12 protein-coding genes are annotated in these 15,595 nt (G+C 52.7%); 9 read left to right on the plus strand and 3 right to left on the minus strand.

Annotated elements, in window-relative coordinates; translation table 11 throughout:
* Positions 1-147 precede the first annotated feature (147 nt).
* The 9 genes from MRBLPE1_RS32260 to MRBLPE1_RS32300 all read left to right on the plus strand — a co-directional run bounded on the left by MRBLPE1_RS32260 (position 148) and on the right by MRBLPE1_RS32300 (position 12,969).
* Positions 148-933 carry an SDR family NAD(P)-dependent oxidoreductase gene (locus tag MRBLPE1_RS32260; protein ID WP_364154408.1) on the plus strand — a complete coding sequence of 262 codons (786 nt, stop codon included), beginning with the start codon at positions 148-150 and terminating at the stop codon, positions 931-933.
* 23 nt (positions 934-956) lie between these two features.
* Complete coding sequence (locus MRBLPE1_RS32265) at positions 957-2,054, plus strand: mandelate racemase/muconate lactonizing enzyme family protein (protein ID WP_364154411.1); 1,098 nt, start codon at positions 957-959, stop codon at positions 2,052-2,054.
* Between the two features lie 20 nt (positions 2,055-2,074).
* The gene (locus MRBLPE1_RS32270) at positions 2,075-2,848 is read left to right on the plus strand and encodes an SDR family NAD(P)-dependent oxidoreductase (RefSeq protein WP_364154414.1); all 774 of its coding nucleotides are present in this window, start codon (positions 2,075-2,077) and stop codon (positions 2,846-2,848) included.
* 32 nt (positions 2,849-2,880) lie between these two features.
* Positions 2,881-3,798, plus strand: coding sequence for a fumarylacetoacetate hydrolase family protein (locus MRBLPE1_RS32275; RefSeq protein WP_364154417.1), 918 nt, complete (start codon positions 2,881-2,883; stop codon positions 3,796-3,798).
* A 17-nt stretch (positions 3,799-3,815) separates the two neighbouring features.
* Complete coding sequence (locus MRBLPE1_RS32280) at positions 3,816-6,143, plus strand: glycoside hydrolase family 95 protein (RefSeq protein WP_364154420.1); 2,328 nt, start codon at positions 3,816-3,818, stop codon at positions 6,141-6,143.
* 157 nt (positions 6,144-6,300) lie between these two features.
* On the plus strand, positions 6,301-8,598 hold the full coding sequence (locus MRBLPE1_RS32285) for a helix-turn-helix domain-containing protein (protein WP_364154423.1): 2,298 nt from the start codon (positions 6,301-6,303) through the stop codon (positions 8,596-8,598).
* Positions 8,599-8,634: 36 nt separating this feature from the next.
* The gene (locus tag MRBLPE1_RS32290) at positions 8,635-10,269 is read left to right on the plus strand and encodes an extracellular solute-binding protein (RefSeq protein WP_364154425.1); all 1,635 of its coding nucleotides are present in this window, start codon (positions 8,635-8,637) and stop codon (positions 10,267-10,269) included.
* A 50-nt stretch (positions 10,270-10,319) separates the two neighbouring features.
* The gene (locus MRBLPE1_RS32295; protein ID WP_364154427.1) at positions 10,320-11,456 is read left to right on the plus strand and encodes an SGNH/GDSL hydrolase family protein; all 1,137 of its coding nucleotides are present in this window, start codon (positions 10,320-10,322) and stop codon (positions 11,454-11,456) included.
* Positions 11,457-11,748: 292 nt separating this feature from the next.
* Positions 11,749-12,969 carry an MFS transporter gene (locus MRBLPE1_RS32300; protein WP_364154430.1) on the plus strand — a complete coding sequence of 407 codons (1,221 nt, stop codon included), beginning with the start codon at positions 11,749-11,751 and terminating at the stop codon, positions 12,967-12,969.
* A gap of 103 nt (positions 12,970-13,072) precedes the next feature.
* On the opposite strand, the gene MRBLPE1_RS32305 is transcribed toward MRBLPE1_RS32300, so the two are convergent.
* From MRBLPE1_RS32305 to MRBLPE1_RS32315, 3 genes are all read right to left on the minus strand, one after another.
* On the minus strand, positions 13,073-14,302 hold the full coding sequence (locus MRBLPE1_RS32305; protein ID WP_414698954.1) for an amidohydrolase family protein: 1,230 nt from the start codon (positions 14,300-14,302) through the stop codon (positions 13,073-13,075).
* A 203-nt stretch (positions 14,303-14,505) separates the two neighbouring features.
* The gene (tatC, locus tag MRBLPE1_RS32310; protein WP_364154436.1) at positions 14,506-15,222 is read right to left on the minus strand and encodes a twin-arginine translocase subunit TatC; all 717 of its coding nucleotides are present in this window, start codon (positions 15,220-15,222) and stop codon (positions 14,506-14,508) included.
* 13 nt (positions 15,223-15,235) lie between these two features.
* Entirely contained in the window at positions 15,236-15,493 is a 258-nt protein-coding gene (locus MRBLPE1_RS32315) for a MerR family transcriptional regulator (protein ID WP_364154438.1), read from the minus strand.
* Positions 15,494-15,595 lie beyond the last annotated feature (102 nt).

Consider the following 15,595-nt stretch of genomic DNA (forward strand, 5'->3'; position numbering starts at 1 on the left):
AAATCGATGGATCGTCAATCAAATACGAATACCTATATAGATGATACAATAACTGCAATATTAAGGATAGATCTGATGATCGGAAGACGGATAAATTAACAACATTAATAAGGGTCGCGAGCATGGCGGAAACCAGCAAAAGGAGGAATGTGCTTGCGCTTTAAAAATAAGGTTGCGCTCATCACCGGCGGCGGCTCCGGGATCGGCGAGGTAAGCGCGCGGTTGTTCGCCGCGGAGGGCGCGCGCGTTGTGATTGCGGATTGGAACCAGGCAGAAGGGCAGCGCGCAGCTGACGAGCTGAATAAAAATGACGCAATTATGAAAGGGCTTCCACGTGCCGTCGCGATTCCAGCCGATGTGTCACGGGAGGAGGCTGTCACGGAGCTGATAGCCAAAACAATGAAGGCCTTCGGACAGCTGGATGTGCTGTTTAATAATGCAGCGGTCATTTGCCCGAAGCCGCTTGAGGAAATCGACGAGCGTTCCTTCGATGAGCTGTTTGCCGTAAATGTGAAGGGCGTCTATCTCATGGTCAAACACGCGATACCCCATTTGCGGGAGGCAAAGGGGGCAATCGTCAATATGGCTTCGCTTAACGGCCTTGTGGGCCAAAAGCAAAATCCGATTTATTCCGCTTCAAAGGGGGCCGTCATAGCGATGACCAAATCGCTGGCGCTGGACTTTGCGGCAGACGGGGTCAGAGTCAACTGCGTATGCCCGGCAGGCGTAATGACGCCTCTATTGGAGCAATGGACGAGAGAGCAGGCGAATCCTGCCGAAGCGGTTCAATCGCTCCAAGCGATGCATCCGCTTGGCCGTCCGGCAAGCTCGGAGGAGGTTGCGCACGCGGTATTGTACCTGGCATCCGAGCAGGCTGCGTTCATTACGGGAGTCGCCCTGCCTGTCGAAGGCGGCGCATCGCTCGGTTATTAAACAAAATTTAGGGAGAGCTATCGATGAAAATTACAAAAGTAGAAACGTTTGTGCTTCATGTACCGATTGATCCGCCTATAACCGACGCCATAAACGCGGCGGCGCATTGGGGACTGTCAGGCGTTCGTATTTTTACGGACGAGGGTTTTGTCGGATACGGCTACACGGGAACCTGCGCGCATGGCGACGAGATGATCGTCGATACGATTGAGCGATATTATGCGCCGGAGCTGATCGGCAAGGACCCTTTTATGGTCAAAGAGATTTGGGACAATCTGCGGTACGGAAAAATGCACTGGATCGGCCGTGCAGGCATTACGCATATGGCGCTTGCAGCGGTAGACATTGCGCTTTGGGACATCATGGCGAAGGCCTCCAATAAACCGTTATGGCAATATCTTGGCGGACATAAGTCCAAGGGAATCAAAGCGTACAACACGAACGGCGGCTGGTTGAATTGGTCGATGGAGCGCCTGCTGAAGGATGTAACGGATATTGTCGAGCAGGGCTTTACGGGTGTCAAAATCAAGGTCGGCAAGTCTAATCCGCACGAGGACTATGAACGGGTAAAGGCGGTTCGCAAAGCGATTGGCGACCAAACGATTTTCATGATTGACGTGAACCAGCAGTGGAACATCAATACGGCCATGACATGGGGCAAGAAGCTGGAGGAGTATGATCTGTTCTGGCTGGAGGAGCCGCTTAATCCCGATGACATTCTTGGACATAAGAAGCTGGCCGATGCGCTGAATGTTCCGATTGCGCTTGGCGAGCATGTGTATTCGAAATATGCTTTCCGCGATTACATCCATCAAGGCGCAATCGAGTATTGCCAGGTTGACGTGACAAGGGTAGCGGGTATTACGGAATGGCTTCAGGTGGCTGGACTTGCTGCCTCGTACGATATTCCGATTTGTCCGCATGTCGGCGATATGGGCCAAATCCATCAGCATTTGGTAGCTGCAACGCCCGGTTCCATCATGCTGGAATACATTCCATGGATTAGATCGATCTTCGTGGAGCCGGCTACGGTCATTAACGGACAGTACGTGCTGCCGGAGCTGCCGGGCGCATCCACTGAAATTATTCCGCGCTATTTCGATGAATATCGCATCAGATAGCGGGCGAAGGGGGTATTGCGATGAGGCTGCAAGGCAAGATTGCGCTCTTGACGGGGGCCGGCTCGGGAATCGGAAGAACGACGGCAGAGCTGTTTGCGAGAGAAGGCGCGACCGTTGTCGTCAACGACATTGATGAAGCAAAGGGGCAGGAAACGGTACGGGTTATTCAGGCAGGCGGAGGGAACGCAGTGTTTATTCACGCGGACGTAACGGACTCGGATTCGGTTCGCGCCATGGTGGAGAAGGCGGTCCAAGCCTACGCGGGAATTGATATTTTGTTCAACAACGCCGGGATCAGCGGCGTAGGGGCCATCCACGAGATTGAGCCGGAGGCTTGGGACCGCGTGGTGCAGGTTAATCTGCGCGGGGTATTCCTGCCCTCGAAGCATGTGCTTCCTTATATGATGGAGCGAAGATCGGGCAATATCATTAACATGTCCTCCTGCATTGCAGAGATCGGCTTAGCGCGCCGAGCCTCGTACTCGGCTACGAAGGGCGCCGTGCTGGCGCTGACCAAGTCCATGCAGGTGGATTACGCCAAATACAATATCCGCGTGAACGCGATTTTGCCGGGAACGATCATGACGCCGTTTGTCGAGCACTATTTGCAAAGCTCGTATGACGACCCGGAAGCAGCCATTGCGGCCATTAAGACGAGGCAGCTAAGCGGGAATCTGGGAAGACCCGAGGATGTGGCGAACGGGGTGCTTTTTCTAGCCTCCGATGAATCCTCCTTTATGATGGGCTCTCCGCTCTATATAGACGGCGGCGTCGTATTCGGCAAGGATGCCTGACGAACAAAAAAGCGAGAGGATGGTTTGACATTATGAAGCTGGTAAACATAGAGCGGGACGGAGAGTATAGGCTCGGAGTAAAGCTGGATGACGGTATCCTTGATATTCAATCGGCGCTGGAGCGGTTTCCGGATTCAAACGTGCCTACGGATGTGATGGAGGTTATTGCAGGCGGCACGGAGAGCTTGGCTACGCTGGCAGCGTACATAGAGCGTGTTCTGCAATCCGCTGGGCATGCCGAAGGCTTGCTTCTGCAGGAGGAGGATATCCGCTTTGGACCGTGCGTGACGAGTCCTAATAAAATCATCTGTGTCGGCCTTAACTATAGGCAGCATGCCATCGAGACGAATGCGCCCATTCCGCAATATCCGATTTTGTTCAATAAGTTTAACAACACGCTTACGGGTCACCACAAGGATATTGCCCTGCCGGAGCGCGTTACCTCACAGGTCGATTATGAGGCGGAGCTCGTCATTGTCATTGGCAAGTCGGCCAAATATGTAAGCAAAGACGAGGCGCTTCAGCATGTTTTCGGTTATTGCAGCGTCAATGATCTGTCGGCGCGGGATCTTCAAATGCGTACTCCGCAATGGCTGCTCGGCAAAAGCTGCGATGATTTCAGTCCGCTAGGGCCTTATCTTGTCACGGTAGACGAAATTCCGAACCCGAATGATCTGGAGATTACATGCGTCGTGAATGGAGAAACCCGTCAGCATTCGAATACATCCGATATGATTTTTCCGTGCGATGAGGTCGTCAGCTATATTTCGCAGCATATGACGCTTGTTCCGGGCGATATTATTCTGACGGGAACGCCGGAAGGCGTCGTGCTCGGCTATCCGGAGGAGCAGCGGGTTTACCTGAAGGACGGCGACGTGGTAACGATTGAAATCGAACGCTTAGGAAGCTTGACCAACCGCCTCGTAAGCGAAACCTATTCTAATTTATAGCGAAAGGGTGAATACAGATGAATCGAGCAAGGTTATGGTATTCAGGACCGGGTGCGGGCTGGAAGCAAGGGCTGCCGATTGGGAACGGGAGGATAGGCGCCGTTATCCATGGGGGAATCGAGCAAGAAATATGGAGCATGACGGAACTGACCTATTGGTCTGGCAAAGCGGAGCGCATTCCGGGCAGCGGCGAAGGCAAAGCCGGGCTGGAGCGGATGAGAGAAGCTTTTTTCAAGGGTGATTATAACGAGGGTGATCGTCTTGCCAAGCAAGGTCTACAGCCCAAAAAGCAGAACTTCGGCACAAACTTGTCCGTATGCGATGTGATCCTGCGCTTCGATCAGCAAGGAGAAAGCTTGAAGCGCGAGCTATGCTTGGAAAAGGCGCTCGCGCAGGTTACCTACGCCAGCTCGGACTATACGTTTACCCGCGAAACGTTTGCCACGCATGCCGATGGCATCGTCGTATCGCGCATCGGGAGCAACCGGGCAGGAGCGGTTTCCTTTTCGCTGGGCTTGCAAGGACGAACAGGCGATTTTGCCGCAGAGATCAAGAATAGCTCTACGATCGCGTTTAACGGCCAAGCGACGGAAGACATGCACAGCGACGGGAAATGCGGGGTATTTTGCAGAGGCGAGGTTAAGGTTGTTGTCCAAGGCGGCAGCGTTCAAGGCAAGGGGAATGAAATCGTCGTAGTGAATGCGGATGAGGCGGTTGTTTATTTTGCTATCCATACGGATTATGGTCAAGCTGATGACCGGTGGACCAGGGAAAGCGAGGCGCAGATTGCGGCGGCCATCGCCAAAGGCTACGCGCGTCTCAAAGAGGATCACATTGCGGATTACCAGGCTTTGTACGCGAGGGTATCCTTGGATTTAGGCGATACCGAAAGCGCCAAGCTTCCGACAGACGAGCGGATGCGGCTTTACCGGGAAGGACAGCATGATGATCCGGATTTAGTCGCTTTATTTTTCCAATACGGCCGCTACTTGACGATTGCCGGCTCGCGCGAGGATTCGCCGCTGCCGCTGCATCTGCAGGGCGTTTGGAACGACGGCGAAGCGAACCGCATGGCTTGGAGCTGCGATTACCACCTGGACATCAACACGCAAATGAACTACTATCCGACTGAAATAAGCAATCTGGCGGAATGCCATGTTCCTTTAATGAACTATGTGGAACGCTTGTCGGCTGCGGGCAGGCAGGCAGCGGAAGATTTCTACGGCTGCGAGGGCTGGGTAGCTCATGTCTTCTCCAACGCATGGGGCTTCGCGGCGCCGGGCTGGGAAACCGGCTGGGGACTTAACGTAACGGGCGGGCTCTGGATCGCGATGCATCTCAAAGAGCATTATGAATACGGGCGGGACCAAACGTTTTTGACGAAGCAGGCTTATCCGGTTATGAAGGAAGCAGCAGCCTTTTTCCTTGATTATATGACGGTGCATCCAAGCAGCGGCTGGCTGGTTACGGGGCCGTCCAACTCGCCCGAGAACAGCTTCTATCCGAGCAACCGCGCGGACGGACCGCAGCAGCTGTCAATGGGCTCGACGATGGACCAGGTGCTGGTACGGGATCTATTCACCTTCTGCCTAGAGGCGGCTGAGCTGCTTCAGACAGATGCCGAGCTTCAGGAAAAGCTTAAGCAAGCGATAGCCATATTGCCGCCGCTGCAGATTGGCGGAAAGGGGCAGCTGCAGGAATGGCTTGAGGATTACGAGGAGGCGCAGCCGGAGCATCGCCATCTTGCGCATTTGTTCGCTTTGTATCCAGGCAATCAAATTACGCCGCTGAAGACGCCGGAACTGAGCGCTGCCGCAAGGCAAACGCTGCTCGGCAGAATGCAGACCGATGAGCTGGAGGATATTGAATTTACGGCGGTACTGTTTGCCACAGGTTTCTCCCGTTTGTTTGACGGTGACCGTGCGCTGAGGCATATCACTCATTTAATCGGGGAGCTGTGTTTCGATAATATGCTGACGTATTCGAAGGCCGGCGTTGCCGGCGCGGAGACGAATATTTTCGTGATCGACGGCAATTACGGCGGTACGGCAGCCGTTGCGGATATTCTCCTCCAAAGCCATGCCGGCGAGATTCACCTGCTGCCTGCGCTGCCGGGCGCATGGGCCGAGGGTTCATTTAGGGGACTCCGGGCAAAAGGAAATGCGGAAGTGGACGCTGCCTGGTCAAACGGCGAGCTGACGGAAGCGGCCATCCATGCGTTTTCGGCGGGGGATACGCTCGTGCGCTTCGGTGACCGCACAGTGCCAATCACCCTGGTACCCGGGAAATCTTATATGCTTAACAAAGACCTGCAATTCATAGAACGGCAAGAGACGGTTCAGTAGCCTGCGAAATAAGCGATGAAGACAACTACGCGCTTCTAATAGTAGTTGTCTTTTCGCATCATTAGGTTATTATGAATGAGCAATCCTTTTTTTGCTGTGCAGCGCTCTTCTTGTCTCATTTATGTAAGCGCTATTATTCGGAGGGGGTGGGTTGGCCGTGCCTAAGTACTCAAAGATATTCCGCAAGTTTCTTATTTCCTATCTGATTATTTTGATCATTCCAAGCATAGCGGGCTATGTTTCCTATCGTACTTCAATCTCGGTAACGCAATCCATCTCGATCGAGAATAGCGTTACGCAGCTTCAGCGAAGCCAGGAAATTTTGGAGAGAAGGATGGTCGAGGTCGAGGGCTTCACCAGGCAGCTCGCCTTAAACCCGGATCTAAATAAATTAATGAACGAGAAGAAAAACGGCAACGAGGTCAACGTATACGGCATCTGGAGCATGCTGAAGCAGGTGACGCCTTTTAGCCAAACGAATGACTTTTTGCAAAATTACTTTATCTACTTAAATAATTACGATGTCATTTTCACGCAGGGCTCGGCGTATTTCCGTCCGGAGCATTATTATCAAAATTTCCGGTACACCGGCCTTACGCTGGAGGAATGGAAGGCTGAGGTGCTGGATAAAACGCATCGCAGCGAAATTATGCCGCTTAGCTCCTTTATGAGCAATTCAAAGCAAACCTCGGTCATTACGTATATGCAGTCGCTTCCGCTTGACAGCTTTAGCGGCTCATCGCCGGCTACCGTGGCAGTCATTATTGATGCGGAAAATATTTCGAATTTACTAGCCGGCCTAGAGGACCGTTACGGCGGCTGGGCTCACATTAGCGATGCGCAGGGGAATACGGTGGGGCTGCGGGGCATAAGCGAGGCCGATGCCAAAAGGCTCTCCTCTGACGCCAAGCTTGCCCAGGATAAGACCAGCCAATTTTATAATGACGATCTCGTCATTACGATCCATTCCGAAAAAAACGGCTGGACCTACAGAGCCGGAGTTCCGCGGCAGGTGCTGATGGAGAACGCAAATCAAATCAAGCATATTACGTGGCTCGTGACCGGTGCGGCTTTGCTGCTCGGCTTGCTGGCCGGCTTGCTCCTCTCCTACCGGAACAGCGCGCCAATCCATCGGCTGCTTGGCGTGATGAAGGAGCATTTCGGCAAAGACGGCATCGCGGATAAAAATGAGTATGACTTTTTGCAAGGCAATATATCCAATATGATAACTAGCAACCGGCAGCTCGAGAATGAATTGAAGCGCCAGCTTCCTTTAGTAAGAGACGGCTTCTTGAAACGTTTGATTGCGGGCGAATTCCAAACCTCGGAAGAGATTTCGGCAGCAGCTGCGCAAGCGGGCGTGAGTCTTGCTTCAACCGAAGGGTATGTCGGTATTTTGCAAGTAAACGGCTATTCGGGAATGGACAGCGTAGAGATCCTGAATGAGCTTTACGCCGCCAGGCTGATCCTGAAGCAAGCCTTATCCGAGCTCGTTCACGAGCTGCCCATGACGGATCTGGGCTCGGATCGCATCGTAATGATCTGGACGACCATGGAAGAGGATTCGGACGGCGGATTGAAACAACGAATGAGCCATACGCTGGAGAAGCTGGCCCATATCGCTTATGCCGAATACAAAATTTCAATTACAGCTGCTTTCGGTGAGGGCTTTCAGGCCGTGATTGATGCGAGCCATTCTTACGAGCAGGCTAAGCAAACGCTGGAGTATGCCGAGTTCGCGAGCAAGCAAAGCATCCTGTGGTTTAGCGATTCCAGCCTTGAAACAGCGACCTATTACTATCCGCTCGACATCGAACAACGCTTGATCAGCACGATACGCGCAGGCGATCCGGATGAGGCGGGGCGGATGGTGCTGTCTGTCATGGAGAAAAACACGGAAAACCATCAGCTTTCCCCGGAGATGAAGCAGCAGCTGGTAGGCGAGTTGAAGGGGACGCTGCTAAAGCTATTGGATCAAAAGGCATTTATGGAATCGGAGCTGCAGCATACGCTGAAAAATCAAATCATCGGCATTCAGCCCTCCAATGCCATTGGCGTCATTCAGGATGAAATCATCGAAATCGTAAACGCATTGTGCGGCGTAATCAACAGCAAAAAAAATCATGCGCATATTCAGACGGTAGAGGAAATCAAGCGGTTTATCGCGGAGGCCTACAGCGATTCCGAGCTGACCTTGTACCGGATCGCGGAGAAGGTAGAGCGTCCGGAAAAATATATCTCGCAATTGTTCAAGGAGGTAACGGATATCAACGTATCCGATTACCTGGAGATGATTCGGATCGAGCAGGCTTCCTTCTTGCTGCGAACCGATGCCTGCACGGTCGATGAGATTGCCGCGCGCGTCGGCTACAACAGCTCGCATTCGTTCCGCAGAGCCTTTAAACGCGTGATGGGCATTGCGCCAAGCTCCTATAGGCAATCGGTTAACATCTAAGCGTTCGTCCGCGCAGCATTAAAGGAGTGATTGATGATGAAAAGAAGCCGGATCCGCTTTATCGCGGTTCTCTGTGCGGTTACCCTGCTGCTGGGTGCATGCTCGCGGGGCGGCGGGACAGAAGAGAGCGGCCCTGCTCTGCCCCAGCCTGCGCCGGTCGAGATTTCGGTGTTCGCCCAGCAGGAAACGGGCATTGATCTGAAAACGAATGATTTCACCAAATTAATCGAAAAGAAATTCAATGTGAAAATTAATTGGGAAAGCATCTCGCCGGACGGCGCCAAGGAGAAGCGGCAAATTTCGCTCGCCGGCGGAGACTATCCGGATGCCTATATTCTAACCGCCTATATTGACCAGTTCTCGCAATCGGATTTGTTGAAGTATGGCAAAGAGGGCGTAATCCTGCCGCTAAACGCATTAATTGAGCAATATGCCCCGAACATCAAAGCGGCAATGGAGAAGGATATGACACTAAAGGCATTCAGTAAGGCGCCTGACGGCAATATTTACGGTCTTGCCGCATACAGCCAATGCTTCCACTGCTCCTATCCGAACAAAATGTGGGTGAATACCAAATGGCTCTCGAAGCTCGGACTGGCGCTGCCCAAAACGACGGCTGAATTCAAAGCGATGCTGGAGGCGTTCAAAAAATCCGACCCTAACGGCAACGGCATACCGGATGAGGTGCCGTTAAGCGGCTCAATCGAGGATTTTGGCGTCCGCATCATTCCGTATCTCATGAACGGCTTTATTTATGACGACGACAGCAATTATTTAGCCATGAACAACGGAAAAGTGGATATGGTGGCGAATAAGCCGCAGTGGAAGGAAGGCCTTGCCTACATTAAATCGCTGTACGATGAAGGCTTGATCGACCCGGGAGCGTTTATTCAAAATGCGGAAGCATTAAAAAGAATCGGCGATAATGCGGATACGCCTATCCTCGGCGCCGCAGCGGGCATGCATCCCGCTATTTTCGTCGGCGGGCGGATGAAGGATTATGCGCCGATTCCGCCGCTCGCCGGGCCTTATGCGGCAAACGCTACCTTTGACGGGGGCGGCATTCAGCCCGGGGCGAAATTCGTGATTACCAATAAGGCGAGCAAGGAAGCGCAAACCGCTTTAATCCGAATCATCGATTATATCTATACGCCGGAGGGTCAAACGATCGCGCAGTCCGGCCTTGAAGGAGTGGGCTGGAGGAAGCCGGCTGCAGGCGAGGCAGCGCTCGGCGAAGGTGTGGAGCCGAAGTTTGCCAGCCTTATTCCAATAAATAATGCAGTGCCCACGAATTCCGGCTGGAGCGGGATGGCGCATTTTTACATGCCGAGGGAGTACCGAGACAGCTGGGTGGCGAGCAAGGATATATACGCGCTCGACGGATATGAGCGAAGGCTTATTGAAGCGACCCAGCTGTATGAGGGCCATGAGCCAGCTGAAATGTTTCCGATCTGGAGGGTATGGCTCGATCCGGCAGAAGCGGACGAAGCAGGAATATTGCATACGAACCTAACCAACTACATTGATCAAAGCACGCTTCAGTTCATCACCGGGGATTTGAATTTGGATAAGGATTGGGACAGCTATGTAGACGGTTTAGAGAATATGCAGGCTGAGCGATATATTGAAATGATGCAAAAAGCATATGACCAATCGAGAACGAATAAATAAAATGCGGTAGTGCCGTGCTTGAAAATAACAAATTGAAAAGGAGATTTACGGTGAGCAAATTCGAAGAACAAACAAGCGGTTATGTGAAGCTTCGCCGCGGCTTGCCCAATCTGAATAAAAAGCTGGCCGGCAAAGCGCCAATCGCCGTTGCTTTTCTAGGGGGCTCCATTACGGAGGGCTATGGCGCCTCCGAGCCGGATAAGACCAGCTGGCGGGCGTTGACCGGGCATTTTTTGAAGGAACGCTTTTCCTCTGCGGGGGCGACATGCATCAATGCGGGAGTTGGCGGGACGAATTCCACGTTTGGCGCTTTTCGCTTAAAAGAGCATGTGCTGCATCAGGGTGAGATTGATTTGTTGTTTGTGGAATTCAGCGTCAATGACGGCGAGGACCGGGAAGAATCCATCCGGGGAATGGAGGGCATCGTGCGGCAGTGCAGGCGGCTGTCGCCCGATGCAGACATCTGTTTGGTGTATACGGCGGCGGAAAAGAATTTGTCAGCGGAAATGCCGTTTAATATCGCTGTTCATGAGGAGGTCGCTGACCGTTACGATCTTCCTTCCGTGAACCTTGCTGCCCGTATCTATGCGCGGATAGAGGCAGGGCAGGCACGCTGGGAGGAGCTCGCTCCGGACCTCGTCCATCCGAATGATGCAGGCTATGCGCTTTATGCGCAGGATATAAGGGAGTTTTTGAACGCTGCTCTCATGGGTGATGTTCCATCTATCGATGGGTCTTCGAACATGGCTCTTCCTTCGCCTCTAGATGATCGAAACTATGAGCATGGCGTTATGCTGAATGTCCGGGAAGCAGCGGCTTCGCATGTTGGCTTCACGATCGTGGATACGGTGCCAGAGCCGCTTATCAACTGGCGATACGGTGCCGAACATCTTTGCACCGGCAGCGAGCTGGCCTTGCTGTCGTTTACCGTGAGCGGAAAGAGCGCGGGGCTTTTGTTATTTTGCGGCCCGGACAGCGGCATCTTTGAGTATTCCTTAGATGGGTTAACTTTTCATCAGGTGAATTTATTTGACGATTGGTGCTTGGGGGCGTTTCGTCCAGTCATTGCGATGTTTTCACTTGCGGGGGATCAGCAAATAAGCCATATTACCGTAAGGAATACGGGGCTGAAGGATGAACGCAGCAAGGGTACCGGTTTGCGTGTATTGAGAGTATTTAGCGGTTAACGTTTAAGGTGGTTAAAGGTGACCATCAGCAACAGACAGCGCCAGCGGCAGCCAGGGACGAGTATAGAGTCCCTGGCTGCCGCTGTTCGCTGTATCCGCCTAATGTAAAGTCACTGAATCCCATAAAGATCCGCTCTAAGCTCAAAAAACCTTGTTACACTTAAACAAAAGAGGTTTTGTTGGCGTTTTCTTGTGGATACGCCCCTTTGCGGTTTTTGAACAAATCGTAAAGGAGGCGTATAGTGGGTAATAGTGAGTTAGGACCGGATATTGATCAGCAGGGCAAGGAGGGATGACCAAGTTGCAATCATGGCAGCGTACAATGTGGATTCTTTGGTTCGGCGTATTGTTTTGCAGCTCAAGCTATACGATGTCAGTTCCGTTCCTGCCGTTGTTTCTCTTCGATTTGGGCGTACCGGAAAGCTCCGTCAACCTATGGGCAGGCATTGTGCATTCCTCTGCCTTTCTTGTCGGGGCCGTGATGGCCCCTTTGTGGGGATTGCTTGCGGACAAGTACGGGAAGCGAAAAATGGTCATTCGGGCAGGACTCAGCTTAGCCGTTATCTATGCGTTAATCGCGTTTGTGCAGACGCCGTGGCAGCTCGTCGGCGTTCGAATGCTGCATGGCTTCGTAGGCGGCTTCGTCCCGGCATCCATGTCGATTGTAGCCACAGTCGCGCCGAAGGAGAAGCTTGGCTGGAGCCTTGGCATGATGCAAGCGGGTACGATGACCGGCGGGATTCTCGGTCCGCTTTTTGGCGGTCTGCTGGCGCAAGCCTTCGGTTTAAGAAGGTCGTTCGTGGTAGCGGCTATCATCATACTGGCTGCGACAGCGGCGGTTATTATTTGGGTGAAAGAAGGGAAAGCGGAGGCGGAGGCAGCTGACAAAAAGCGGGAGAAGCCGGTCACGTACCGCATGGCGTTTCGTAACCGCGCGCTCATGAGCATGCTTATGCTGCTTGCGCTGTTCCAGCTTTCGGTGAATATGATTCAGCCGCTGCTTACCCTGCATATCGCCAAGCTGCAAGGCGGATTGCAAGGGGCCGTATTATCGGCGGGCTTTGTGCTCTCGCTTATTGGGATCGCCGGCATTTTGGCTTCGCCGATCTGGGGAAGGCTGGGTGAGAGAAAGGGCTACTACCGCATTCTCGTCGTATGCTTGCTCTGCGCCGGACTGGTGGTCAGCATGCAGTTTTTTGTCCAAGATTTATGGCTGTTTGCGGTCGTACAATTCATATTCGGCTTGTTTATGGCCGGGATATCGCCAATCGTCAACACGCTTGTCGTGCAGAGCACGGACGAGCAGTTCAGAGGCAGATCGTTTGGCCTCACGACGAGCGCCAATCAAGTCGGATCCATGCTTGGGCCGCTCATCGGCGGTTTGCTTGGACTGGCAGTAGGTATCCACTGGATATTCGTCGCTACGGGAATGATCATGTTCGCGGCGGGCATAAGCATTTGGCTGCGGCGCAGGAATGAGCTCGGGAAAACGGGAACGGCTGCCAAAAGCTAACCGGACATCAGGGTGAAAATATACAAAAAAGCTAGTCTGCTCCTATCAGGAGCGGCTAGCTTTTTTTTTGTGGAAAAACAAGAATTTAAAAACTTAAATGCAGCTATCTCTTTGGCTTCACAGCTTCAAGCGTGCCGGAGGAGAGTGTGCCTTTGTGCAATACCGCTTCGCGCTTCGGCAGCCGGGCGACCGTCTCGGCCGAGCAGCTTGCCGCAACAAGCACAGCGGTAGCGGCATCGCCAACCTTTGGCCATACTTGCTTGCCCGACTCGTCCAAAGGCGTAATGCCGCCGGTTGCGAGAGAGAGAGCTCTGGATAAGTTGTATTCGCTTGACCAGCCGTATAACTGGGCGGCAAGATGCGACTTTTGCAGCGTATCGCCGATTCCGAACGGCGACCAGTGATCGGTGATGCTGTCGTTGCCAAGCAGGACGTTAACCTTTTGCTTCTGAAGCAGCGGAATCGGCATGACGCTTTTTCCGATGGGCACGGAGGATGCGATGGATATGCCGAGCGATGCCAAGCGGTCCGCCATTTCAACATCGGCGCCTGCAGGCAGAGAAGCGAGCGAGAAAGCGTGGCTGACCGTAACCTTCCCTTGCAGGCCGGCCTCCTCGGTCAGGTCGGCCAAGCGGCGGATGGCCTTGATTCCCGTTTCCCCGCCCTCGTGGAGGTGAATATCGATGCCAGCCTTATAATCCACGGCAATTTGCACCATCGTTTGCAGCGATTTTTCCATATCGACGTCCACCAGGGTTGGGTCTAAACCGCCGACATGCGTGACACCGAGCTGCATGGCATCGCGCATGATGCCCTCGACATTGGAGCGGAGCAGGCCATGCTGCGGAAAGGCTACGATTTCATGGGAGATTTTATCCGAATAGCTGGCTAAGGCTAGCTTCAGGTTTTCTAAGTTTTTGAGGCCTACGGTCGGATCGATATTGCAGTGGCTCCGAACGTAGGTCGAGCCGTAGCCCAATATAAGCGCTATGAGTTTTTCGGCCCGTGCCTGTGCGGTCGGAAGCAGCTGCGGGAGCAAGGTTTGTTCCTCGATAATCCGGTCGAAAATGCCGTTTTTTGTCGGTCTGACCGCTCGCCAAGGGCCGCCGTAAAAGGTTTTATCCAAATGGATATGCATATCCCGGAAGGAAGGCAGGAGCAGCATGCCTTTTGCGTCATAACAGTCCATGGTTTTGGCGTAGGCAGCTTTCGTATCGAGTATTTTGGTGATCTTTCCTTTGTCGATCTGCAGGTTGCGGAGGACGGTTTCGGTTGCGGTAACCTGCCCGTTTTCATAGCCGTATCCGCTCTCCAGACGTACGTTTAACAGCATATAGGAGCTGTTTTTGCCCGGTTTCTTGGACTTTGAATTCTCTTTCTTCGTCTCGGCGGCTGCGCTTGCGGTATCGGGCGAGAAGAGACCCATGGTGCCCATGACGCCAAGAACGGCCGAAGCACCGCCTATTTTGCTGACGTTTCCTATAAACTCCCTGCGGGACAAGCCTTTATTTTCTTGATCCAACTGTAATTCCTCCTCTAATCACTTTTTTTGTTTGCCCATTTTGCAAGGGGAAAGCTCGCCTCGTACAAAATGACTAAGGGAATAAGCACGATGAAGGCGGATATAAAATCGGGCGGTGTCAGTATGGTAGATACGGTAACTAGAATGACATAAGCGAATTTTCTGCTTTTACGAAGCCGCTCAGGCGTGACAAGACCGAGCCGGGCCAAAAAAATAAGCACGATCGGATACTCGAAGGCGAGGGACAAAGGCAAAATGATTCGCAACAGAAATTGAATGTATTGCGCGGCTCCGTAGGTTTCAACCAATCCCATGGAGCGGGTTACGGAGGACGCGAACTGGACAGCCATCGGAAAAACGATAAACCAGCTGAAGGCCAGCCCGATGAGAAATAACAGAAACGCGAAAGGGATGAGCCAAGGAACCGATTTACGCTCCTTCAAAGTCAAAGCCGGCTTAACAAACAGCCATACCTGGAGCAAAATGAACGGAACGCAGGCGCCTACGCCTATCACAACTCCAGTTTGCACGTAGAGCTGCAGCGCGTCAAATGGCGAGAAGGCATTCCATAGGACAGGCTGAGCAGGCGAATAGGATAGCTGCAAATAGGCCAGGACGGGGCGGACCAGCGCGATGCCGCCGCATAAAGCAAAGGCAAACATAACGAGCACGTAAATGATTCTTCTGCGAAGCTCGGTTAAATGATCGATGAGACCCGGTTGTGCCGGCATGGCGTAAGCCCTCCTAACCATTCGCGGCGGAGCCGGTCCGATGTTTCTTGGCGCTGTGCCTGATCTCCGCCGTCATCCATCCGGTTTCCATTTGCTCGCTGATCTCGACCAGCTTCTCAATATCGCGGAACGAATATTTGCGAGTGCCTCCCATGGTTCGTTTAGGGCAAATAAGCTTGCGAATTTCATAGTAACGAATCCGTCTTTCCGATATTCCGGTAAGCTCGCTTACCATTCCGATATGCATGACTTGTTTATCCATAAACGACATGATGACAGCTCCTTGTACTTGGATTTGCCGTTACAAAAGGCCGCTCCTTTCCTAAGTTATGTCATAAAAAATAACGCAAACTTGATGTGTACCTAATGATAA

Source organism: Paenibacillus sp. LPE1-1-1.1, from assembly GCF_040676435.1.
GTDB lineage: Bacteria > Bacillota > Bacilli > Paenibacillales > Paenibacillaceae > Pristimantibacillus.

What these genes read in the sequence shown, in the direction of transcription:
- MRBLPE1_RS32315 (WP_364154438.1), bottom strand. Translation starts at nt 15,493, where the DNA reads ATGTCGTTTATGGATAAACAAGTCATGCATATCGGAATGGTAAGCGAG.
- MRBLPE1_RS32305 (WP_414698954.1), bottom strand. Translation starts at nt 14,302, where the DNA reads ATGCTGTTAAACGTACGTCTGGAGAGCGGATACGGCTATGAAAACGGG.
- MRBLPE1_RS32300 (WP_364154430.1), top strand. Translation starts at nt 11,749, where the DNA reads ATGACCAAGTTGCAATCATGGCAGCGTACAATGTGGATTCTTTGGTTC.
- MRBLPE1_RS32275 (WP_364154417.1), top strand. Translation starts at nt 2,881, where the DNA reads ATGAAGCTGGTAAACATAGAGCGGGACGGAGAGTATAGGCTCGGAGTA.
- MRBLPE1_RS32290 (WP_364154425.1), top strand. Translation starts at nt 8,635, where the DNA reads ATGAAAAGAAGCCGGATCCGCTTTATCGCGGTTCTCTGTGCGGTTACC.
- MRBLPE1_RS32260 (WP_364154408.1), top strand. Translation starts at nt 148, where the DNA reads ATGTGCTTGCGCTTTAAAAATAAGGTTGCGCTCATCACCGGCGGCGGC.
- MRBLPE1_RS32280 (WP_364154420.1), top strand. Translation starts at nt 3,816, where the DNA reads ATGAATCGAGCAAGGTTATGGTATTCAGGACCGGGTGCGGGCTGGAAG.
- MRBLPE1_RS32265 (WP_364154411.1), top strand. Translation starts at nt 957, where the DNA reads ATGAAAATTACAAAAGTAGAAACGTTTGTGCTTCATGTACCGATTGAT.
- tatC (WP_364154436.1), bottom strand. Translation starts at nt 15,222, where the DNA reads ATGCCGGCACAACCGGGTCTCATCGATCATTTAACCGAGCTTCGCAGA.
- MRBLPE1_RS32270 (WP_364154414.1), top strand. Translation starts at nt 2,075, where the DNA reads ATGAGGCTGCAAGGCAAGATTGCGCTCTTGACGGGGGCCGGCTCGGGA.